Annotated in this window: 22 protein-coding genes; 6 read left to right on the forward strand and 16 right to left on the reverse strand. The window is 60.5% G+C overall.

The window, feature by feature from the left end:
* Positions 1 to 72: 72 nt before the first annotated feature.
* From FZZ85_RS06215 to FZZ85_RS06225, 3 genes are read left to right on the forward strand one after another with little or no spacing between them, the layout of a single operon-like run.
* The gene (locus FZZ85_RS06215; protein WP_226413343.1) at positions 73 to 564 is read left to right on the forward strand and encodes a DUF2214 family protein; all 492 of its coding nucleotides are present in this window, start codon (positions 73 to 75) and stop codon (positions 562 to 564) included.
* Positions 564 to 1,229, forward strand: coding sequence for a peptidase (locus FZZ85_RS06220; RefSeq protein ID WP_226413225.1), 666 nt, complete (start codon positions 564 to 566; stop codon positions 1,227 to 1,229). Before FZZ85_RS06215 ends, FZZ85_RS06220 begins: the two co-directional genes overlap by 1 nt.
* 46 nt (positions 1,230 to 1,275) lie before the next feature.
* Positions 1,276 to 1,932 carry a L,D-transpeptidase gene (locus FZZ85_RS06225; RefSeq protein WP_226413227.1) on the forward strand — a complete coding sequence of 219 codons (657 nt, stop codon included), beginning with the start codon at positions 1,276 to 1,278 and terminating at the stop codon, positions 1,930 to 1,932.
* On the opposite strand, the gene hisIE is transcribed toward FZZ85_RS06225, so the two are convergent.
* Positions 1,929 to 2,597, reverse strand: coding sequence for a bifunctional phosphoribosyl-AMP cyclohydrolase/phosphoribosyl-ATP diphosphatase HisIE (hisIE, locus tag FZZ85_RS06230; protein ID WP_226413229.1), 669 nt, complete (start codon positions 2,595 to 2,597; stop codon positions 1,929 to 1,931). The genes FZZ85_RS06225 and hisIE overlap by 4 nt on opposite strands.
* Before the next feature lie 67 nt (positions 2,598 to 2,664).
* Between hisIE and FZZ85_RS06235 the strand changes: the two genes are divergently transcribed.
* Entirely contained in the window at positions 2,665 to 3,141 is a 477-nt protein-coding gene (locus FZZ85_RS06235) for a 6-carboxytetrahydropterin synthase (protein ID WP_226413231.1), read from the forward strand.
* On the opposite strand, the gene clpB is transcribed toward FZZ85_RS06235, so the two are convergent.
* Positions 3,127 to 5,715, reverse strand: a complete 2,589-nt coding sequence (clpB, locus tag FZZ85_RS06240; RefSeq protein WP_226413233.1) for an ATP-dependent chaperone ClpB — start codon at positions 5,713 to 5,715, stop codon at positions 3,127 to 3,129. The genes FZZ85_RS06235 and clpB overlap by 15 nt on opposite strands.
* A gap of 144 nt (positions 5,716 to 5,859) precedes the next feature.
* On the opposite strand from clpB, the gene FZZ85_RS06245 reads away from it, so the two are divergent.
* Complete coding sequence (locus tag FZZ85_RS06245) at positions 5,860 to 6,069, forward strand: hypothetical protein (RefSeq protein ID WP_226413235.1); 210 nt, start codon at positions 5,860 to 5,862, stop codon at positions 6,067 to 6,069.
* Here the strand turns inward: FZZ85_RS06245 and FZZ85_RS06250 are convergent, their stop codons facing one another.
* The 14 genes from FZZ85_RS06250 to FZZ85_RS06315 all read right to left on the reverse strand — a co-directional run bounded on the left by FZZ85_RS06250 (position 6,070) and on the right by FZZ85_RS06315 (position 15,888).
* Entirely contained in the window at positions 6,070 to 6,348 is a 279-nt protein-coding gene (locus FZZ85_RS06250; RefSeq protein ID WP_226413237.1) for a hypothetical protein, read from the reverse strand.
* Between the two features lie 19 nt (positions 6,349 to 6,367).
* The gene (locus tag FZZ85_RS06255) at positions 6,368 to 6,763 is read right to left on the reverse strand and encodes a hypothetical protein (RefSeq protein ID WP_226413239.1); all 396 of its coding nucleotides are present in this window, start codon (positions 6,761 to 6,763) and stop codon (positions 6,368 to 6,370) included.
* Positions 6,763 to 7,020 (reverse strand): Nif11-like leader peptide family natural product precursor, encoded by a 258-nt coding sequence (locus FZZ85_RS06260; protein WP_226413241.1) that lies wholly within the window; start codon positions 7,018 to 7,020, stop codon positions 6,763 to 6,765. Before FZZ85_RS06260 ends, FZZ85_RS06255 begins: the two co-directional genes overlap by 1 nt.
* Positions 7,017 to 7,394 (reverse strand): c-type cytochrome, encoded by a 378-nt coding sequence (locus FZZ85_RS06265; RefSeq protein ID WP_226413243.1) that lies wholly within the window; start codon positions 7,392 to 7,394, stop codon positions 7,017 to 7,019. The genes FZZ85_RS06260 and FZZ85_RS06265 overlap by 4 nt, the downstream gene beginning before the upstream one ends.
* Before the next feature lie 131 nt (positions 7,395 to 7,525).
* The gene (gene petE / locus FZZ85_RS06270) at positions 7,526 to 7,885 is read right to left on the reverse strand and encodes a plastocyanin (RefSeq protein WP_226413245.1); all 360 of its coding nucleotides are present in this window, start codon (positions 7,883 to 7,885) and stop codon (positions 7,526 to 7,528) included.
* 7 nt (positions 7,886 to 7,892) lie between these two features.
* On the reverse strand, positions 7,893 to 8,912 hold the full coding sequence (locus FZZ85_RS06275; protein WP_226413247.1) for an NAD(P)-dependent oxidoreductase: 1,020 nt from the start codon (positions 8,910 to 8,912) through the stop codon (positions 7,893 to 7,895).
* A complete protein-coding gene (gene hemE, locus FZZ85_RS06280) occupies positions 8,909 to 9,967 on the reverse strand; it encodes a uroporphyrinogen decarboxylase (RefSeq protein ID WP_226413249.1) in 1,059 nt (352 codons plus the stop codon). The genes FZZ85_RS06275 and hemE overlap by 4 nt, the downstream gene beginning before the upstream one ends.
* 81 nt (positions 9,968 to 10,048) lie before the next feature.
* Positions 10,049 to 12,346, reverse strand: a complete 2,298-nt coding sequence (glgB, locus tag FZZ85_RS06285; protein ID WP_226413251.1) for a 1,4-alpha-glucan branching protein GlgB — start codon at positions 12,344 to 12,346, stop codon at positions 10,049 to 10,051.
* Positions 12,347 to 12,406: 60 nt separating this feature from the next.
* A complete protein-coding gene (locus tag FZZ85_RS06290; RefSeq protein ID WP_226413253.1) occupies positions 12,407 to 12,544 on the reverse strand; it encodes a hypothetical protein in 138 nt (45 codons plus the stop codon).
* A gap of 27 nt (positions 12,545 to 12,571) precedes the next feature.
* The gene (locus FZZ85_RS06295) at positions 12,572 to 12,811 is read right to left on the reverse strand and encodes a hypothetical protein (protein WP_226413255.1); all 240 of its coding nucleotides are present in this window, start codon (positions 12,809 to 12,811) and stop codon (positions 12,572 to 12,574) included.
* A gap of 316 nt (positions 12,812 to 13,127) precedes the next feature.
* Positions 13,128 to 14,732 (reverse strand): CocE/NonD family hydrolase, encoded by a 1,605-nt coding sequence (locus FZZ85_RS06300; protein ID WP_226413257.1) that lies wholly within the window; start codon positions 14,730 to 14,732, stop codon positions 13,128 to 13,130.
* A complete protein-coding gene (locus FZZ85_RS06305) occupies positions 14,722 to 15,033 on the reverse strand; it encodes a hypothetical protein (RefSeq protein WP_226413259.1) in 312 nt (103 codons plus the stop codon). The genes FZZ85_RS06300 and FZZ85_RS06305 overlap by 11 nt, the downstream gene beginning before the upstream one ends.
* Before the next feature lie 16 nt (positions 15,034 to 15,049).
* The gene (locus FZZ85_RS06310; protein WP_226413261.1) at positions 15,050 to 15,451 is read right to left on the reverse strand and encodes a DUF4332 domain-containing protein; all 402 of its coding nucleotides are present in this window, start codon (positions 15,449 to 15,451) and stop codon (positions 15,050 to 15,052) included.
* Positions 15,451 to 15,888, reverse strand: coding sequence for a Ycf51 family protein (locus tag FZZ85_RS06315; RefSeq protein WP_226413263.1), 438 nt, complete (start codon positions 15,886 to 15,888; stop codon positions 15,451 to 15,453). The genes FZZ85_RS06310 and FZZ85_RS06315 overlap by 1 nt, the downstream gene beginning before the upstream one ends.
* A gap of 66 nt (positions 15,889 to 15,954) precedes the next feature.
* Between FZZ85_RS06315 and FZZ85_RS06320 the strand changes: the two genes are divergently transcribed.
* On the forward strand, positions 15,955 to 20,406 hold the full coding sequence (locus FZZ85_RS06320; RefSeq protein ID WP_226413265.1) for a translocation/assembly module TamB domain-containing protein: 4,452 nt from the start codon (positions 15,955 to 15,957) through the stop codon (positions 20,404 to 20,406).
* Positions 20,407 to 20,408: the final 2 nt, after the last annotated feature.

Genomic DNA, 20,408 nt, shown 5'->3' on the forward strand with positions numbered 1-20,408 from the left:
TTGGTGAAGTGAATCTTTCATTGTTAATTCAATTGGGTGGCTAAGGTCGCCGCACCTTCTTCTGCTACGCCCATGCCTCTGGCCGTCGCTCTCACGTCCGACATCGCCAAAAACGCTGGCGTTGCCTACGTTCACTACCTCAGTTTCATGCTCTGCTTTGGCGCGTTGGTGCTGGAGCGGAAGCTGATCAAAGCTGATCCGAATCGCCAGGAAGCCACGGCGATGGTGATCACCGACATCATTTACGGCATCGCTGCTCTGGCTCTTCTCGTGAGTGGAATCCTGCGGGTGATCCACTTCGGCCAGGGAGCCGAGTTTTACACCCAGAATCCCTTGTTCTGGTGGAAGGTTGGTTTGTACTTGTCGGTGGGGGGGCTGTCGCTTTATCCCACGATCACCTACATCCTCTGGGCGATTCCGCTGCGCAAGGGTGAACTGCCGAAGGTGAGCGAAGCCCTCGCGACCCGTCTGGCCTGGATCATCAACGTTGAATTGGTGGGCTTCGCCAGCATCCCCTTGATGGCGACCCTGATGGCGCGCGGTGTGGGTCTCCCTGCCGCCTGATGCAGCCCGAGCTATGTCCTCCACAACAGCAGGTTCGAACTCTGCGGGTGGCTTTGGAACGCCAGGCTCCAGGCCATAGGCCGGGGTATGCCTCCTCAATCGCCACCACCTCCTTGGGACCGCCGGTGTTGAAGCACTGGTGCGTTTGGGTTCAGCCCGCTGCCGCCACACCGGCCAACCGGTGGGACCAACGCTGGTTTGATCAGGTGTCCTCGGCGCTGACCACCTGGGGTGCATTTGTTCCGCTCACCCTGGTGGACAGGCCGGAACAGGCGAACGTTTTGATTCATCGTCAGCGTCCGGCCCGACGGCAGGTCGCTGGCGTGTGGCGGGCCAGCAACGGACGCACACAACTTCAGGTTGTCGACGTGCAGCGCCAGGGCCGCCGAAGGCTTGAGCCCCGGGTGAAGGTGACGGTGTCACCCGGGCTGCGGGCTGATTCATTGCAGGCCACGGCCCTGCACGAACTGGGCCATGCCTTTGGCCTCTGGGGCCACAGTTCTGAGCCCACTGACGTCCTGGCGATCAGCCAAGGCGAACGTCCGGTGTTGGTGCCATCGGAACGGGATCGCCTCACGCTGGCCTGGGTGATGGAGCAGACCACCCGTTTCGGTTCGACGTTTCGTCGGCCTAACCAACCGGCCGAATCCGAATCACCTGAGTGACGTCACCATTTGGGCGCGGCAAGCTGCCGGCAGTTGTGGTCGATCCATGAACCTGATCCGTTCTCTGGCGCTAGCCGGCCTGCTGGTGAGCCTGGTGGGTTGTCGTTCCAACAACAGCCTGCCCCAGCAGGACCCACAGGTTCGGGAACCGATTCGGATCCAGCTGGACGGCAGCAATCCAGGAGCCAGTGAAGGGGTGTTGGATCGTGCTGAAGGACCGTTGAGTTTCACCGTTGGCCATGGTCGCCATGGCATCGGTTGTGAAGGCACCACCTTTGAAGAGGGGGTTACGCCGCTTGGAACGTTTCAGGTCAACGCCATCCTCAGCAACGACCGCTTCGAGATGGATCCCTCCCTGGTGGAACAATCTGGGAAAACGGAGGAGGAGTTGCGCGAGAGCCTATTCACCAACATGAACTCCATTGACTTCAAAGGTGATGGAGAAACCGGTGAATACGGCATCGGTTACATCAGCCTGGCTCCTGTGCCGGCCACAAATCAGCCCTTTCGCTTCAATACTTACAACGGTGTCTTCCGCTGGTACAGCTTCGCCATTCATGGAACCAATGACGAGTCCAGGATCGGCAAGGCTGTGACTGGCGGTTGCATCAACACCGGTCGGCTCACCATGGGGGTGTTGTTGGACACCGTGGAGCTTGGCGATGAAGTGGTGATCAGCAGCGACAGCCCCTGCCTGCCTTAGTGCCGGCGCGGGGCACCCCGTCGCGCTGCCAGCACTTCCTGCACCTGCCGCCAGCTCACGCCGTGGTGGGCCAGGGCCACCTGCATGTGGAAGACGATGTCTGCAGCCTCGCCGGCGATTTCTACGGCGTTGTCGTCTTTGCAGGCCATCACGAATTCAGCGCTCTCCTCTCCGATCTTCTTGAGGATGCTGTTGTCTCCCCCCGCCAGCAGCTTGTTGGTGTAACTGCCTTCCTCCGGTTGCTCACGTCTCCCCTCAATCACCCGGAAGAGTTCGGTGCAGGCATCTGTTGGCGGCGCTAAAGCCTCTGCCCCACCTGTAGATCGGGCATCGCTGTTTTCGTAAAAACAACTGCGGGAACCGGTGTGGCAGGCCACATCCCCAGCCTGCTCCACGGTCACCAGCAGCACGTCGGCATCACAGTCGTAGCGGATCTCCCGCATCGTCTGGATGTGACCGCTGGTGCCTCCCTTGTGCCAAAGCTCCTGGCGTGAGCGGCTCCAGTAATGCACCTCACCGCTTTGCAGGGTTGCTTCAATCGCGTCCCGGTTCATCCAGGCCACCATCAGCACAGCCCCGTCAAGCCAGTCCTGGGCCACAGCTGGAATCAGCCCCGCTTCGTTAAAACGGAGTTGGTCAATGAAGGCGGGGCTGAGGGGCTGCATCAGGCCTCGGACATTCGGGCAACGCCTGAATCTTCCCGCAGCGTGCTCCATTCCGCGTTTTCACCCCTTGCTCGTTTCTCCGACCCCCTACAGCTGCACCAAAGCTTTCAGCGGCTATCCCTGTTGTCACCGGCAGTGGCGCCACCAAGGCCATTGCCGCTTCGTGCATGGGTATAGCCGCAGTTTCAACCTCTGGTTCGCCGCAATGGAGCTGGATGCCTGCGGTTTTGTTGTTGATTTCTCCAGCCTTCGCCCCTTTGAACAACGCTTGCGGCAGCAGTTTGACCACACCTTTCTGGTCAATGCCGACGATCCCCTGCTGGCGGAATGGCAGCGGCTGCACGATCTCGAGGCCATTGATCTCCGTGTGATGGAAAACGTGGGCATGGAGGCGACGGCGGCTTTGATCTGGACCTGGGCCAACGAGCTGCTGCACGAGCGGGATGGTGCTCGCACCTGTTGCTATGCCGTGGAGGCGCGGGAGAACAGCAGCAATGCGGCCACGTACAGCGCGGTTCCCCCTTGGTTTTCAGCGCAGGGCTAACGCGTCCGATTCCAGCTCCACGCTGATTGCCTGCCCCTCGCTGTAACGACCCGCCAGGATGGCCTTGGCAATGGGTGTCTCCAACTCGCGTTGCACAGCTCGTTTGAGCGGTCGTGCACCGTAGACGGGGTCATGTCCGGCATTGGCGAGCCAGTCGGCGGCCCCATCACTCAGGCTGAGCTCCAGCTTGCGCTCGGCCAGCCGTTGGCGCAGACGTTCCACCTGGAGGGTGACGATCTGGCGCAGCTCCTCCCGCCTGAGGCTGTGGAAGATGATCTGATCGTCGAGGCGATTGAGGAATTCCGGCCGGAAATGAGCCCGGAGCGCTTCATTTACCCGGCTTTCCATCGCTCCGTGCTGCTCTGGATCGCCGGCCAGCTCCAGGATCGACTGGCTGCCGATGTTGCTGGTGAGAATCAGCACGGTGTTGGTGAAGTCCACGGTGCGGCCCTGCCCATCGGTGACGCGACCGTCATCGAGGATCTGCAGCATCACGTTGAAGACATCCGGGTGGGCTTTCTCCACCTCGTCGAACAGGATCACGGCGTAGGGCCGACGACGTACCGCTTCGGTGAGCTGGCCACCGGCCTCATATCCCACGTAGCCGGGAGGCGCACCGATCAAACGGCTCACGGTGTGCTTCTCCATGTACTCCGACATGTCGATGCGCACCATGGCGTCGTCGCTGTCGAACAGCCGGTTGGCGAGCGCTTTGGAGAGTTCCGTCTTGCCGACACCGGTGGGGCCTAGAAACAGGAAGCTGGCGATGGGGCGGTTCGGATCGCTCAGGCCAGCCCTGGACCGTTGAATTGCATCCGCGACGGCGGTGACGGCCTGGTGTTGGCCGATCACCCGCTGATGCAGGTCATCCTCCAGCTGCAGCAGCTTCTCCATTTCGCTCTGCACCAGCCGCGCCACGGGGATTCCGGTCCACTTGGCGATTACCTCGGCGATGTCGTCTTCACTCACCTCCTCCCGCAGTAAGCCTTTCTCGCCAGGCTCCTCTGAGGCGATTTGGGCTTCCTGCTCGAGCAACTGCTTCTGCAGTGAGGCCAGGGTGCCGTATTCCAGTTCCGCCGCTTTGTTGAGGTCGTAGCTGCGTTTGGCCTGTTCCACCTGCAGCTGCACCCGTTCGATCTCCTCTTTGAGCGATGACAGCTCATCGATCGCGCCCTTCTCCTGCTGCCATTGGGCATTCAGGGAACTTTGCTGTTCGCCCAGGTCCGCTAGTTCCCGTTCGATCCGTTGCAGCCTTTCTTGGCTGGCACTGTCGGATTCACGGCCGAGGGAGAGCTTTTCCATCTCCAGCTGTAGGATTTTGCGATCGATTTCATCGATCTCCTCCGGTTTGGAGGTGATCTCCATCTTCAGGCGAGCGGCTGATTCATCCACCAGATCGATCGCCTTGTCGGGTAGAAAGCGGTCGGCGATGTAGCGGCTGCTCAAGACAGCCGCCGCCACCAGGGCACTGTCGGCGATGCGGACGCCGTGGTGCACCTCATAACGCTCTTTCAGACCCCGCAGGATTGAAATCGTGTCTTCCACGGTGGGTTGATCCACCAGCACCTGTTGGAAGCGTCGCTCTAGAGCAGGGTCTTTTTCGATGTGCTGGCGGTGCTCGTCGAGGGTGGTGGCGCCAATGCAGCGCAGTTCCCCTCGGGCCAGCATCGGCTTGAGCAGATTGCTGGCATCCATGGCTCCACCGGTGGCTCCAGCGCCCACCACCGTGTGGATTTCATCGATGAACAGCACGATCTGGCCTTCCGAGGCGGTGACCTCTTTGAGCACAGCTTTGAGCCGCTCCTCGAACTCACCGCGGTACTTCGCACCGGCGATCAGGGCACCCATGTCGAGGGCGATCAGCTGACGGTTCTGCAAGGCCTGGGGCACATCGCCATTCACGATTCGCTGAGCCAGCCCTTCAACAATGGCGGTCTTTCCGACCCCTGGTTCGCCGATCAGCACGGGGTTGTTTTTGGTGCGCCGGCTGAGGATTTGGATGGTCCGCCGGATCTCTTCGTCGCGACCGATTACCGGGTCCAGCTTGCCGTCACGGGCTGCTGCCGTCAGATCCCGTCCGTACTTCTCAAGCGATTCATAGGTCCCTTCCGGGTTCTGATCGGTCACCGTCTGGTTGCCTCGCACAGCTGTAATGGCTTCTTTGAGTTTGCTGGTGTCAATGCCCGCTTGGCTGAGCAGTTGCCTGCCGCAGCGGTCATCGTCCGCCAAGGCCAGCAACAGATGTTCGATGGCGATGTAGCTGTCACTGAATTCATCGCGGGCTGTTTCGGCTTGATCCAGGCAGCTGTTGAGCGATCGCCCCAGAAAGACCGATTCCGGTGGAGAGCCAAGACTGGGCTGCTGCCTTAGATGGCTGTCGACTGCTGCCTGGAACGTGCCAACGTCGACCCCTGCTTTGCTGAGAATTCGTCCAGCTAGCCCGTTCTGCTGCAACAGCGCAAGCAGCAGATGCTCCGTTTCAAGTTGCTGATGCTTGGCGCTCTGCGCCAGTTGCTGGGCGGCGACGATGGCGGCCCAGGCTTGTTCAGTGAACTGTTCCGCCGTGGGTTGCATCTCGGATGCGTTTCAAACTCCGTTCACCGTATGGGTGTTGTTCCGTCTTCAGTGGAGGCAAACCGAAGCTTATGGATCGGTCCTCACGCCAGGGGGCGGCAAACCGGGGCATCTTTTTAGAGTTCCCCGAACCTTTTGTTCCCAATGCCTGATCAGCCGCTGGTGGACTCCCTCGTGCAGCAGGGCTTGGCTCTTGCAACAACGGCTGGCGGTGAGCTCGAGCGCAGCTGTTGGATGGTGGTGCATGAGCACCACCACGGGGTGAAACCCACGGAGTACGACATCCGTGAAATCGACGAGGAGCTCTATCTGGCTGTGTTGCAAGCGGCCAAGCAGGCCCAGTCCGCGGCTTAATCAGCAGTTCAGCAGTTCACGCAGAAGAGCACGGTGAGAGTTTTCGGCTTCGATGCTCTCCCGCATCTCTTTGGGAAGGCGGGCTTCCAGGATGTCTTGTTTTTTCATCTCAGTGGCGTAGCGGCTGCTGAACTCGCTGAAGCGATTGAGATAGGGCGTGGCGGTCTCTGGGGTGAAGGCAATCACCTCCAGGGCATGTTTGAAGTGGAGGTAGGACACGGTCCACTCGACCAGTGCGTCAAAACGATAGAGGCCAAGCGGGTTGTCAGGGAGTGTCATCGCTGCATCGCCCATGGGTTCAACCAAAACCCTCGGCCTTGGCCTGGGCCGTCAGGCCTCTCAACTGGCCGTTGAGCAGGGCATCGCGTTCACGGTCTGCCCCCACATGGGGGGCGATCTCCACCCCAGCGGTCTGCATGGCTTGCATCGCTGCAGCTTCCTCGGCTGAGCCCGTGTCACTGCTGAGATAACGTTCCACGGCCGCAGCCCCTGGGGAATCCGCTGCAAAGTAAACCGTTCCCGGTCCGCGCCGTTCGATCGTTTGACGTCGCTGCTGCCGGCGCTGTTGCACGCTCGCCCAGAGCCGGCCTTGATTGGCGGTCATGAAGGCGTTCAGGTCGGCGGCATCAGTGTCTTCGGCTAGGGCCATGCTTGTGCCGTCGATGAAATCACTGAGCAGGGTGACAACGGCCATCAGGACTCTGGTGATTGAGAAGGTGTTGATTGAGAGGGTATTGGTTGGAAAGATCGCTTGATCCAGCTGGTCTCGAACCAGCGGGTGATGGCTGATTCCCGGGCGTCATCGCAGAGATCCCGCTGGATCACATTGAACCCGTGGCGGCGTGCCAGGGCTAACAGTTGATCGTCATCACTGCATTGAGCCGCATCGCGTCGCAAGCCCTGGTGATGCTCCAAAGCCCGCAGAAAATCTTGAAGAGCTTCGCGACTCATCGCCTGGACCAGCCCAATTCGGCCCGTTGCTCGACATAGGTGGCCACCGCAACAATTTCCTCTTCACTCAGTTTGTCGGCATAGCTGGGCATGGCATTTAGCCCATCCTCGATCTCATGCTCCAGGGCCTCCAGCGGGGAACTGGAGTAGGCCTCCACATGGTCGTTCAAGTCGCTGATTTTCAGCGTTCGGTTGGCGCGGATCACATTGCCGCCACCCATGTGACAAGCCGCACAGTTGCTGTTGAAAATCTGCTCGCCTCGCTCCAAGGCGGAGCTTTCAATCGTGTCAATCGCCATCGCCGGCGCCGACAGCAGACCTGTCGCTCCAACGATCAACAGCAACGTCAGGATCAGGCCTGATACGCGTGCCATCTCAACCCCTTCAATGCCCCAAGGTATCCATCGTTGCCAACAAAAAAAAGAACCCTGAGCTGTGGTTGATACACAGCTCAGGGTTATGAGTCAGTACGAGATTTCCGGTGATTTCCTGAGAAATCCTGGGATCACTCAACGATCACCTTGCCGACCATGCCAGCACCGCGGTGGGGCTCGCAATAGAAGTCGTAGGTGCCAGCGGTTGCGAAGGTTTCTTCCCAAGCTTCGCCGGGGTTGAAGGCAAGATCAGAGTGGCTGTACTCGTCGTGGCCCTCGAAAACCGCGTTATGAGGAGCCAGTTTGTTGTTGACGAACTTGACGGTGTCGCCAGCCTTGATGTTCACGGTGGCGGGCTCAAAGGCGAGCATGCCGCCGTCGGTGCCGAGCTTCACTTCAATGGTGGCGGCTTGAGCACTGCCGACGTTGAGGCCGATCAGCATCAGGAACGCGCAGCATGCAGCTGCAATGGTGCGGATGACGGAGCGCATGAAAGTGCTAGGTCGATGCATTGACCTTACGCGCGGGTCTGGGGGTTCCGCGATTGGGTAGGCCGGAATCGCTAAGAACTGTTGCCAAGTCAGGGGCATGGCTGCAGCCACCAAAACGTTCCGGCTGCGTCACCGGGTCGTGAATGAAGTGGCGTTGTCGAATGCTGAACCGGTCCCAGTCATTCACTTCGATCGGCAGAACCCGGATCAGGGTTTCGATCAGCCATGGCCAGAGCGGAATGCCGGGTGTTCGGGCCACACCGCGCCAGCGGCAGAGGGTTTTCACGGTGTCGTTCACCGAGATCGCTGGTTGCCCCATCACCACGCGGCGCAGGACGCCTTGCCCGGGCTCACGGTTTGGTTCATGGGGGCGTGTCGCTAACAGACCACAGATGCGGGCGATGTCTTCGGCATGGATGAAGTGGAAGCTCGCATCCACCCGAAGCCAACGGGCCAGCCAGAGCCAACGGCTGGTTTCAGCCAAGCCCTCTGTGAGGTAACTGGTGGGGAAGGGGCTGGTGCCGTCAACCCGTCCGCCGAACACCAAGGTGGGAAACACCGCGACGACTTTGCTGGCCAGGGGGTGCTGCTCAAGATCCCTGAGGCAGCGAGCCTTGGTTTGAATGTATTCCGTGCCGTAGGCCAGAGCTTCAGACAGGGGGCGCAGGTGCCGATCGAGCACGCTGGCTGTTGAGAAATAAATGATCTGCTCCAGCTTGCTGGGATCCAGAAGAGCCAGCATCTTTTTCACCGCCACCACATTCACCTGTTCGGCCCGCTCGGGGTCACCCCAGGCCGTGGCGGTGTGAATCACCCGGTTCACCGATGCCAGCTCCTGGGCAAAACGGTTGGTGTCCCGCAGGTCCCCCACCAAAAGGTGGATACGGGGATGGTCTGCTGGAACAGCAGTGAGTTTGGCGGGGTCCCTCAGCCAGAGCAGCAGCTCCGCATCGGAGTGGTCCAGCAGCCAGCGGGAGATGTACTGACCGACGCATCCGCTGGCGCCGGTCACCAGGATGCGGGTCAAACGGCGGCCCCGAGACGGTCCATCACGCTCTTGCCGGCCCGGAAGAAGGCTTCACCGTTCTCTTCTGGAGTGCCCGGCAGGATTCCATGGCCGAGGTTGAGGATGTGCTTCCGGCCGAGGGCTTTGCGCACGCAGTCATCAATGCGAGCCTCAATCGCCTCCGGGGTGCCGAACAGCAGGCCGGGATCGACATTGCCCTGAACACCGATGTGCTCTGGCAGACGTGCCAGGGCTTCTGCCATGTCCACGGTCCAATCCAGAGAAATGATGTCAACACCTGTGTTGGCCATCCGCTCGATCACGCCGGCACTGCCGGAGATGTAGAGGATGAAGGGGGTGTCGGGGTGTGTCTGCTTGACCAGATCCACCACCTTTTTCTGATAGGGCGCAGCAAAGGTGTCGTAGTCCGCCGGGCTCAGTTGACCAGCCCACGAATCAAACATTTGCACCACTTGGGCGCCGGAATCAATCTGATAGCGCAGGTAATTAGCGATCGACTCTGCGAAGTGGTCGAGCAGTTTGTGCAGGATCTCGGGTTCGCGGAAGGCCATGGCCTTGATCACCGCGTAGTTCTTGCTGCTCTTGCCCTCCACCACGTAGGCAGCCAAGGTCCAGGGGGCTCCAACGAATCCGAGGACAGCTGCTTCGTTGCCAACGCTTTGGCGGAGGCGACCCAGCACCTCGCCCACAAAGGGCATCGACTCGGCGGGGTTCAGCGGGCGCAGAGCATCCACCTGGGCCATGCTCCGGATTGGATCACCGATCTGGGGGCCTTTGCTCTCGATGATGTCGAAATCGATTCCCATCCCCGGCAGTGGCGTGAGGATGTCGGAGAACAGGATCACGCCATCGGGCTTGAAGGCGTGAAACGGCTGCATGGAGATCTCATAGGAGAGATCAGGGTTTTCTGAACGCTCGCGGAAGCTGGGGTACTTGTCCCGCAGGTCTCGATAGATCTTCATGTAGCGACCGGCCTGGCGCATCATCCACACCGGAGGACGCTCCACCGATTCACCGCGCGCAGCACGCAGGAGCAGGGGTAAAGAGTCGCTCATCAAGCCCGGTCAGGTCAGCCGGAAACCTACCCGAATCGATGCCTTGGCTAGAGCTTTACCCCCTCTTTGTCATCACGTTCGTCACACGATGTTGTCCGGCTCGCTGCTGCTCAGGCTGCGTTTCGGGTCGTGCTTGAACACCATCAGGCTCAGCGGCGGCAGGCAGAGGTCCAGGGAGTTCTCGTAGCCGTGGATGCCCCACTCGTCTGTTGGTTTGCCGCCCATGTTGCCGAGGTTGCTTCCGCCGTACTTGGCTGCATCGGAGTTGAAGATCTCCTCGTAGAAGCCGGATAGGGGAACGCCCACGCGGTAGTGGGAGTGGCTTTGGGGCGTGAAGTTCGCCACCACCACCAGCCAGGTGCCGCTCGCACTCTCCCGACGCATGAAACTGATCACGGAGTGGCGGTTGTCGTTGCAATCGATCCACTGGAAGCCGAACTGGTCGAAGTCGTCCCGCCAGAGGGCCGGTTCTGCCTTGTAGAGAACATTGAGGTCATCCACCAACCGCTGGATGCCCTTGTGGGGCTCGTAGTTGAGCAGATCCCACTGCAAATCACCCCAAACATTCCATTCAGCGCGTTGGCCGAATTCCATCCCCATGAAGATCGTCTTCTTGCCAGGGTGCGTCCACATGTAGGAGAGCAACGCCCTGGTGTTCGCGTACTTCTGCCAGTCATCTCCCGGCATCTTGTGCAAGAGATGGCTTTTGCCGTGCACCACTTCATCGTGGCTCAGGGCCAGCATGAAGTTCTCGGTGTAGGTGTACCAGATTGAGAAGGTGATGTTGTTCTGGTGGAACTGACGGAACCACGGGTCCAGCTCGAAGTAATCGAGCATGTCGTGCATCCAACCCATATTCCATTTGAGGTTGAATCCGAGGCCGCCGCTGTCCGTGGGCTGCGTCACCATCGGCCAGGTTGTTGATTCCTCCGCGATCGAGAGGGCTCCTGGGAAGTGCTGGAACAGCACGTGGTTGGCCTGTTGCAGGAAGCGCACAGCCTCGGTGTTCTCCCGACCGCCGTTCTCGTTGGGGAGCCATTCCCCATCGGGACGCAGGTAGTCGCGGTAGAGCATCGAGGCGACGGCATCCACCCGGATGCCATCGATGTGGAACTGCTCGAACCAGAAGATCAGATTGGCAACAAGGAAGTTACGAACCTCGTTGCGGCTGTAGTTGAAGATCAGCGTTCCCCATTCCTTGTGTTCCCCGATCCGGGGATCACTGTGTTCGTAGAGGTGTGCGCCATCAAAGAAGGCCAAGCCATGGGCATCTTTTGGAAAATGGCCCGGAACCCAGTCGATGATCACGCCGATGCCTACGGCGTGGCAGCGATCCACAAACGCCCGGAATTCGTCAGGCGTTCCATAGCGGCTGGTGGGTGCATACCAACCTGTTACTTGATAGCCCCAGGAGCCATCGAAGGGGTGTTCGGTGATCGGCATCACCTCGATGTGGGTGAATCCCCTTTCCTTCACGTAAGGAATAAGGCGATCGGCGAGCTCGGCGTAGGTGAGCAGCCGAGCGCCGGGTTTCATGTCCGCCGCGGGAACGGGCGAACGAGGGGTGCCGTCGGGTTGAATCCAGGGCTCTTCCGCTGAGGCGTGAATCCAGCTGCCCAGGTGCATTTCATACACCGAGATCGGTTGATCGAGCGCGTTGCTGCTGTCGCGCTTCTGCATCCAGCCCTGATCGGACCATTGAAATCCGCCTAGACGAGCCACAACGGAGCTGTTGTCCGGGCGAACCTCGTGCTGGAAGCCGTAAGGATCAGCCTTTTGGTAGCAGTGGCCGTCTTGGGTACGGATTTCGTACTTGTAGAGATGTCCCTCCTCGAGTCCAGGAATGAACAGTTCCCAGATGCCCCCAAGACGTTGCTGCATGGGGTGGTGACGTCCGTCCCAGGTGTTCAGATCTCCGATGACTGAGACGCTCAGAGCGTTGGGAGCCCAAAGGCAGAACATCACACCCGTGATGCCTTCACGCTCGGTGAGGTGGGCACCCATCTTTTGCCAGATGTGGTGATGGTTGCCTTCAGCAAACAGGTGGCGATCCATTTCGCCCATCCATTCACCACGGAAGGCCCAGGGATCGTGCTGTTCGTGCACGATCCCGCCGCGCTCAACCCTGACCCGGTAGGTGCAGCCAGGATCTCTGTTGAGCTGTGCCTCGAACACCCAGGGGTGGTTCGGGGTGGTCATGGCGATCTCTTCGCCAGCCTGAAGAAGGGTGACGGTTTGGGCTTCCGGCATCCACATCCGCACGGTCCAACCCTGCTCTGAGGGTTGGGGACCAAGCACCGCAAACGGGTGATCATGGCGACAAGTCGCCAACCGTTCGCCGTCCTGCACCATCCAGTCGAGGACTGCGGCGACACCCATGGGAGATCTGAGAATTGGGCGCGATGTTAAGCCTGATTTACCAAACAGATCCCTCGATGATCAGACGAAGTCTCGGAAAATGTCGACGTTGATGATCCGACCGCTTTCGTCAAAGATCACAAACAGGTTGGTTGTGGCCTTGCCGAAGGCAACTGCCACCAGCACAAGCTGCTGATCGCCGCCTTGATGGGCGATCACGGCGTCTTTGACCTTGCGGAAACCGCCTTACCCCAGGCTGATCTTGGTCCATTTGCGTTCCAGGTCGCCCGGGGCCAACTCTTCCTGCAGCTGCAGGGACATCTTGGATCGCGCTGCAACCCAGCGTCCTGCCGCCAGGTCGCGGGTGAAGTCGAGGGCCGTTGTCTCGATCGGCTTGATCTGGTCGGCCCACTTTCGGGCGAGCAGCTTGCCGTCCTCATTCAGCACCAGCAGCATCCCTTCGTCACCGGATGAAGAGGTCACCACAGCATCAACGATTGTCTTGTTCTAGCCAGGGATCACACTGACGACGTGGGTTGCATCAATGGCCACGCGTTGGTCCAAGAGTGCCTTGAGGCTCTTCACATCAACACTGGCCTGAACCAGCGTGGCGAGAGCGTCATGTATGACGTGTCGTTGACGGTTTTTGAGCGCCTCCAGCAGCTATTCAGCCGCCGCTGTTGCGTGGGCAGGACCGAGTTCGGTTCTGGTGAGTTACTCCGCTGCTGCGGGACTGATCAACCCCATGGGAGCTGACAGGCGATGGCCAGCAGGGCAGCGGAGAGCTTCAAAGCTCAAACGATCAGTTGAGAGTCAGTTTGCCGGAATCAAAGGGGTTCAGCTGCAGGGTGGAGTCAGAAAGTTCCAGTGTCAGCGTCACCACACGATGCTCTGGGCTTGGTGCTCCGCAGGGCACGGCGTCGTGGCCAGAGTTGACGCCAATGGCGGGCCAAGCTGCTGCGGCAACGGAGATCCGCAGTCGATCGCCCTTAGCCAGGGTCGCGTGCAGCGGCTGGAGGGTCACGCTGCGCCTAGCCGACTGCAACGCCTCCTCTCCTCGAACCCGCACGATTCCCGTGCTCAGTTGCTCAACGCTGTTGGCTTCTGCAGGCAGGCGCGACAGGCTGATGCAGAGATCAAATCCCGGCTGGTCCGCCTCGGCGTTCAGCAGCAGCAACGGTTGACCCGACAGCAGAAGCTCATCAACCAGGGGTGCAGAGGTGAATGTCGCGACGTCGCTGCGTTGATCGACGGCCATGCGGTCCGCGGGGCCAGGGGTTATCCCAAGGTGTCCACCGATGGCCGGGACCGGTCGCCAGGGGTCATGCACGATGACCACGCTTCCCTCTACTTTCCCATCCGCCACGAGGGCACCGTCGCTTGGATCGATGCAGGCCAGTCCATGGCTGCTCAATCCCCATGACGCCGGCCCGCTGGTGCCGGCTGCGGGGATCGCGTCCCACTGTCGCTGTGTGATGTTCCAGAGCTGGTGGCTGGGCTTCGACTCCTGCGGGGGGCGGTTCTGCAGATGCTGTTGGAAAAACTGCAGCATCAGGTGTTGGGTTTCCGGCCACCACTCCAGGTGAGAGGCCGGCCCAATGTGAAGGGATGGCTGACCGCCGGCGACCTTGCTGCGATGCCAGAGGTCCAAAAGGCCCACCAAATGCGGATCCCACCATCCACCGATCAAAAGCATTGGCCGTTGAAGCCAGCTCTCCGGTGGGCGATGAACCATCCACTGCAAATCGTTATTGGGGTCGCTTTGCAACCAGCGCAAGGCCATGCCTTCGGGGTCATGGCGTCGCAGCAGTGAAAGCCCGTCCCGCAGATAGCGCTTCTCCTCCAGGCTGCGGCGGATCTCCAGCCAAGCCGTTTCATCTCCGCGTCGCTGGGCTTGAAGGGCGGCGAGCTGGAGCCCCCAGCCAAGTCCTAGGTGCCACCAGTGGGCACCGCCCTCACAACTCCAGTGGCGACGTTCGTCCAACCCAGTCATCGCCGGGGCGGTGCAATCCGGTGGTGGGGCTGACTCAGCGGCAGTGAGCTGGGTCAGTCCCTGATACGAAAACCCGTAGACCCCCAAGCGTCCATTGCATTCCTGCAGCTGGCGCACCCAGGCGTGAGTGGCGCTGGTGTCGGCTTTTTCCTGAACAAACCCTCCGAAGCTGCCTTCCGACTCCCCTTGGCCTCGTACGTCTTGAACGACCACCAGGAATCCATGGGAGGCCCACCAGCTGGGGTGGGCGTAGGTGACGGTTGAGGCGATGCGGTTTCCGTAGGGCTGCCTCATCAGCAGGGCAGGCCAGGGGCCTTCACGATTCTGATGCCAAAGCCGTGACTGCAGCACGACGCCATCGGACAGGGTCAGTGCCGCAGGGCGGCAAACAATTCCGCTCGTCTCAGCGGACATCGTCGCAATGCATCCCCACGGTGTAGGTCATGAGAATTTCCGCATCCTGAAAACTCAGGTGCTCACTGGCAGCGAGCTGGTTGATGTACACCTTGGAAAACGGCGACTGTCCGTTGGAGTTCATCTGCTGGAACGTACGGCACATTGCCTTGGCTTTTTCAGGATTGCGCTTGACGCTGTTGAGCAAGTCCGAGTCAGCGGCAAACACGAGCAAAGTTGACCCGAACAGGGCCAGTGCTGCCAGAGCCGTGCGTAGGTGTTTCAAGCTCATACACGGTTCATACGCAGAATTGGATGCCATGGCAGGGCTGCTGGGGTCAGTTCGCCAGTTGCCTGGCGCGTCGGATCCAATCGCCTGCTACCCGTAAATCCACCACGGCAGGCCGTTTGGTTCCAAGGCTGCGCTCCAGCCGCCCGGTCTGACGTACGAGACGCTCGGGGGTGCATGCCGCAAGAGCAGCGGGCGTGGCAATGCCCGCATGCATCAGCAGCGCGGCGTCCTGGGGAGTCAAATCCAAACTGCAGACCAAGTTGGCCATGCCCCTCAGCCGTTTCAGGTTTCGGGCTGAAGCCTGGCCACTGCGGGCGAGTTGGCTTAGCTGCAAATCTGTTAAGCCACAGATGCTGGACCAGCGGTTGATGCCGGCCCGATCCAGCTCCTGTTTTTCCCTGCGAAACGACTGGGGGAGCTCCTCAATCGCGTCGTTGAAGTCCGGCATCAACGCAAGGTTTTGTTCACCTCGCCCAGGATGACGGGGCGTCCAAGCCCATCGCCCTCCGCCTGGATGCCCCGCAACCGCACCAGCACGGTGCTGCTGGAGCGACCGGAGCCGCGCAGGTTGCCCTCCAATTGCTCCAGGGTGGCTTGAACTGTGGTTGGGGCCAGGTCGGCGGGAACCTGAGCAACCACAAGGTCGTTGCCGTTGTCGAACACGATCGGTGCACGCACCGCACCCTCCACCACCACTGGTGGTGTGTAGCTCACGCCGAACGCCCAGCAACTCACGGCCAGCAGCAGGGTGAAGCTGCTCACACCGACCAGCCGAAACCGAATGCCCCAATTGGTCAGGAAGGCAACAACTGTCAGCGCTCCTAGCCCAAGCCCAGACCAACCCAGCCAGGGAGCGGCAGTAAGCAGCAGCTGATCGAAGGACATTGGGTCTGGTGGACTGAAAACAGTCTCCTTATATTGCGCGAGATCCCGGGGTAATAGCCGCGTCTGATGTGGAAAACGCGGCGTAGGACCCTGTTGGGCGCTGGAAGCTTCGTTCTCATCGGGGCTGGAGCTGCAGGCTTCGTCGCCGTTGACCGTGCTGCGGAAAGCGTCCTGAGCCGCGTGCGCCCCGGTTTGGAGCGCACGCTCTCGGGTCCTCTGGGCCACAAAGTAGACATTGGTCCCTACGAGGGACTTCGCCCCTGGGGCTTGGGGATCGCCATTGGGCCGAGTCGGATCTTGCCGTCGGCGGCGGATCGTTCTGAGCTGAGCCTGGCCGGGCTGGAGGTCAGCCTTGCTCCCCTGGCGAGTCTTCGGCGTCTGCAGCCGGTTCTGCAGATCACAGTGCACAAGCTGCGCGGCCAGTTGCAGGCCAATGAGGCTGGTCGTTACTGGACCTTTGGTGAGCTGAGCGGCGACGGCGCCCTGCCGCGACTTGGAGTGCAGTACCGGTTGGCCGACCCCGCGCGGCTTCGTTTCGGTCCACAGCAGCAGACCCTTGAACTTCGCAGCCGGGGCGCGGTTCGGCTCGGAGAAGCCTTTTTCAGCACTGCATCGGAACTTCGCTGGGTCGACGTTGAAGGGGCGCTGCGGCTGGACGGACAAGGGCATTGGGATCGCCCGAGCTTCAGGCTTCGAACTCGGATGGATAGGCTCAACCTGAAACCGTTGGGGGCCGTCATCGCCCCCGCTCAGCATCTGGATGCCTCAGGGACCTTGGAGGGAGACGTTCAGATCGGCTGGGCCGATGGTTCTTTGAACTGCCGAGGTGGGCTCAGCCTCAAGCGTCTCAAGCTTGCTTCGCTTAACAGCCGTCGGCTCAGCGTCGCTTGCAATGGCGATCGACTGACGCTGGAGCCCTCCAAACTGCGTTTCGCAGCCTTTGAGGCTCGGGCCTCAGGCTCCGTTGCCTTGAACAAGAGTTTTGATCTCCGCGCTGACGTGCGCAGCACAGATCTCAGCCCCGCAAGCAAGGACCGGTTGAAGCTCAGGATCCAGGGCCCCTGGGAGGAGCCCCAGTGGAGTGCCGACGGACAGATCAGGATGCCTGAGGCCATGGGGCTCAACACAGCCCTGACGCTGGAGGCTCAGGGGCGCACCCCCTGGTTGCAAGTGCAGCAACCGTCTGTTGCCGTCGACAACCTCCGTCTCAGTGCTCCGGGACTTAGCTTCGGAGTGGCCGGAACGATCGGATCCGAGCTGGATCTGCGAAGTTCAGTGTTGGAGATCGATCCCCGATTCTGGTCTGCGGTACCTACCTTGCAGGCCGTATTGGGTAAAGCCGCTCCGATTCTTGGCGCCGTCGACGTCAGTGGTGCGTTGGCCTCACCGGAGTTGAGCCTGAAGCTTGGTCAGGCGGCCAACCCTTTGCTGGACCAGTGGTCGTTCCAGACCCGATGGTCCACGAAGGATTCCGCCCTAGTGCTGGATCGCTTCACGAGTCCGGTGTTGCTGGCGGAAGCGCGCCTGCCTTTACAGCTGGCGCAGGGACGGCTTCAAGCCGGTGAACTTCAGAGCGGCTTTGAACTCAAACCTCTCAATCTGAGCCGCTTCACCCCCTTGATCGGTATGACGTTGGGGGGGCAGGTGGCGGCGCGGGGACGCGTGAACGGTTTGCTTTCGGCGCTGCAGCCCGACATCAGCCTGATGCTGGATCAACCCCGCGTCGGGGCATTGCATGTTCCCGAACGCTGGCAAGGCAGCCTCAACGGCGAACTCGGTCATGGTGCTCGCCTGGGGATGGCGGCCCAGCATCCCGTTGTGCCCGGCACGCTCGTGGCTGAGCTCGATGCCGATGCTTGGCCCAAGACCGTGCACTTGCACCGTGGTGAGGGGCATTTGCGCTTGGACCGGCTGGCTCGGGCTGGGGATCAACGCCGCTACAGCTGGAGTGCAGCGGGTTTCAACATCGATGGTCTTCGTTTCATCCTTCCGCCGGTTACCCAGCCTCAAGCGGTGGCAGGTCAGCTCACGGGTGCCGGGAGTCTTGCCGTGGCCCCCCTCGCGATCCGTGGGTCTGCCGCAATTGTTGAACCCTCGATGGCGGGGGTTGCGATGCGAAGCCTCGAGGTGGAGGGCTCCCTGAGCGATGGACGTTTTCAGGCCGATGCAGCGCTCACGCCCTTGCAGGGCAGCATCCGGCTGAAGGCCCGTGGCCATCTGGGTGGGCGGATGCACAGCTCAATTAGAGCCGAAGGCCTAGATGTGACCTGGGTGACGCTGCTGGCCCGTCAGTTGAGAGGGAGCGACACCCATCCGGGTATGGCCCCTGGGCGTGCTGAAGATCTCGGAACCCTGTTCATCAACACCTTCGGAGGCTCGCTTGATGGTCAGTTGCGAGCTCTGGCGCAATCGCGCCGGGCTCTCGAGGCCTATTCCCTGACCAATCCCCGCAAGGGCCCAGATCTGGATCGCCTGGAAGGGCGGGTCAATCTGTCTGGAACGATCGAGGGCCCCAATTCAAAACATCTGAAGGCCGATCTGATCGCAAAGGCGCATCTATGGATTGAGGGGGATGACCAGGCCAAAGCTCTTCAGCTTCAACCGGTGGTTGCCACGCTTCGTGGCCCGCTGCTCGGTGGATCTGGTGACCTTTCCCTGCTGCAGGTTCCGATCTCGCTGCTGGCGTTGTTGGCTCCTGTACCGCCGCAGCTCCTCGGCAGCGTTGGCATCCGCGGCCGTTACGACCTCAGCGGAGCGGCTCCTCTGCTCGTTTCCGATCTGGTGCTCGATTCCGCCAGCCTGGCGGGCCAGCCCCTGCAGTTGGAGCAGCGATCGGTTGTCGTTGATCGTGAGTTGATTCGCCTGGATCTGTCTCTGAAGGGAGGCGAGAGCAAGGAAGCAATCAATCTATCTGGCACGGTTCCCTTTGATCCCGAAGCCGATCTGAATCTGAGGCTGGACAGCCATGGGGATGCCCTTGGCGTGTTGACGCTTCTCGCTGGGGATTCGTTAATCGTTAAGCAGGGGAGAACCAATCTGCGGCTGTTGCTGCGCGGGCCTTTGAACCAACCCCAAGCCAATGGCTTTGTGGTTGTAAGCAATGGAGATCTCAGCATCGGTGAACAAGAGCTGAGCCGGATCAACGCCTCGATCCTGTTCGATTTCGATCGCGTCTTGGTGCAACGCCTGGAGGCCGAAGTGGGACGCGGCGGCTTGCTGCGCGGTTCAGGAAGCCTTGGCTTGTTCACCCCCCAGAGCGGCACTTCATCGCTCACCTTGCAACTCAGCCGAGGTCAGATTCGTCAGCCGATCGTGCAGTTCCAGGCCGATGGCGAACTGCAGGTTTCTGGTGCTTTGCTGCAACCCGTTCTCTCTGGAAATCTGGCCCTGTCGAGAGGGACGCTTCGGCCTCAGTCCGGATTCTTCGGACGTGCTCGGCGAAGGCAGCCTCAAGGATTGGTCCCCAGCGTTGATAAGGGTCCCTCCGCTGCGGTGCAGCCAGGTACTCAATCGTTCAAAACCCTTCTAGAGGAGAAGTGGGATTTCAAGGATCCTCTGGTCCTAATGGGACCAAACACACCGATCAAGGGCCCAGATCAGCCGCAGCGGTTCATGCCAACGCTGCCCGCCATCCGCTTTGAGAACCTTCGGCTGGCCCTTGGGCCTGACACCAGGGTGCTGATGCGCGCGATCAGTTTCAAAGGCGGTGGTGCGGTGACCTTGAATGGCCCCCTGGACCCCTCTCTGCAGGCAAGAGGGGTGATTCAGCTCAATTCGGGCAGGATCTGGATTCCCCCTCTCGCTCCCCTCCGTTTGGATCCGCAGGAGGAGAACGTTGCGGTGTTCACGCCCTCGTTGGGGCTTATCCCTTATGTGGATATCGCTATGCAAGCCAGGGTCTCCGACACCGTCAGCGCGGGCAACAGCGATCAGCTAACCAGCACCAACCTCTTTGCTTCAAATGGCACTGGCAGCGCTCACGCCATGTTTGGCCAGCTTCGACTGGTGAAGGTCATGGTCCAGGCCACTGGCCCGGCCAACCGTCTGGGTGACAGAAACAACCTTGTTTTGAGGAGCTCACCTCCGATGAGCGAGCAACAGCTGTTGGGTTTGATCGGTGGCAATTCCCTGGGTTCTTTAGGCAGCACTGGTGGAGCCGCGTTGGCCACGATGGTGAGCCAGTCATTGCTCTCACCTGTTCTGGGTACTTTGACCGATGTCATGGGGCAACGGCTCCAGGTGGCGATTTTCCCGACCTATGTCAATCCTGAGGTGAAATCACAGGAGGAGCGCACCTCCGGTAACGTTTCGCCGACCTTGACAGTGGTGACTGAGTTTGGTGTGGCTTTGACCGACAAACTCAACCTCTCCGTATTGATGGCACCGAACACAACCGATGTTGATGTTCCTCCACAAGGAACTGTCTCCTATCGGCTAACACCGACCACGTCTGTGTCTGCGGCTATGGATGCCAATGGCACCTGGCAGAGCCAGTTGCAGGTGTTCTTCCGGTTCTAAGG

This window comes from Synechococcus sp. MU1642, assembly GCF_020514115.1.
In the GTDB taxonomy this organism is placed as follows: domain Bacteria; phylum Cyanobacteriota; class Cyanobacteriia; order PCC-6307; family Cyanobiaceae; genus Parasynechococcus.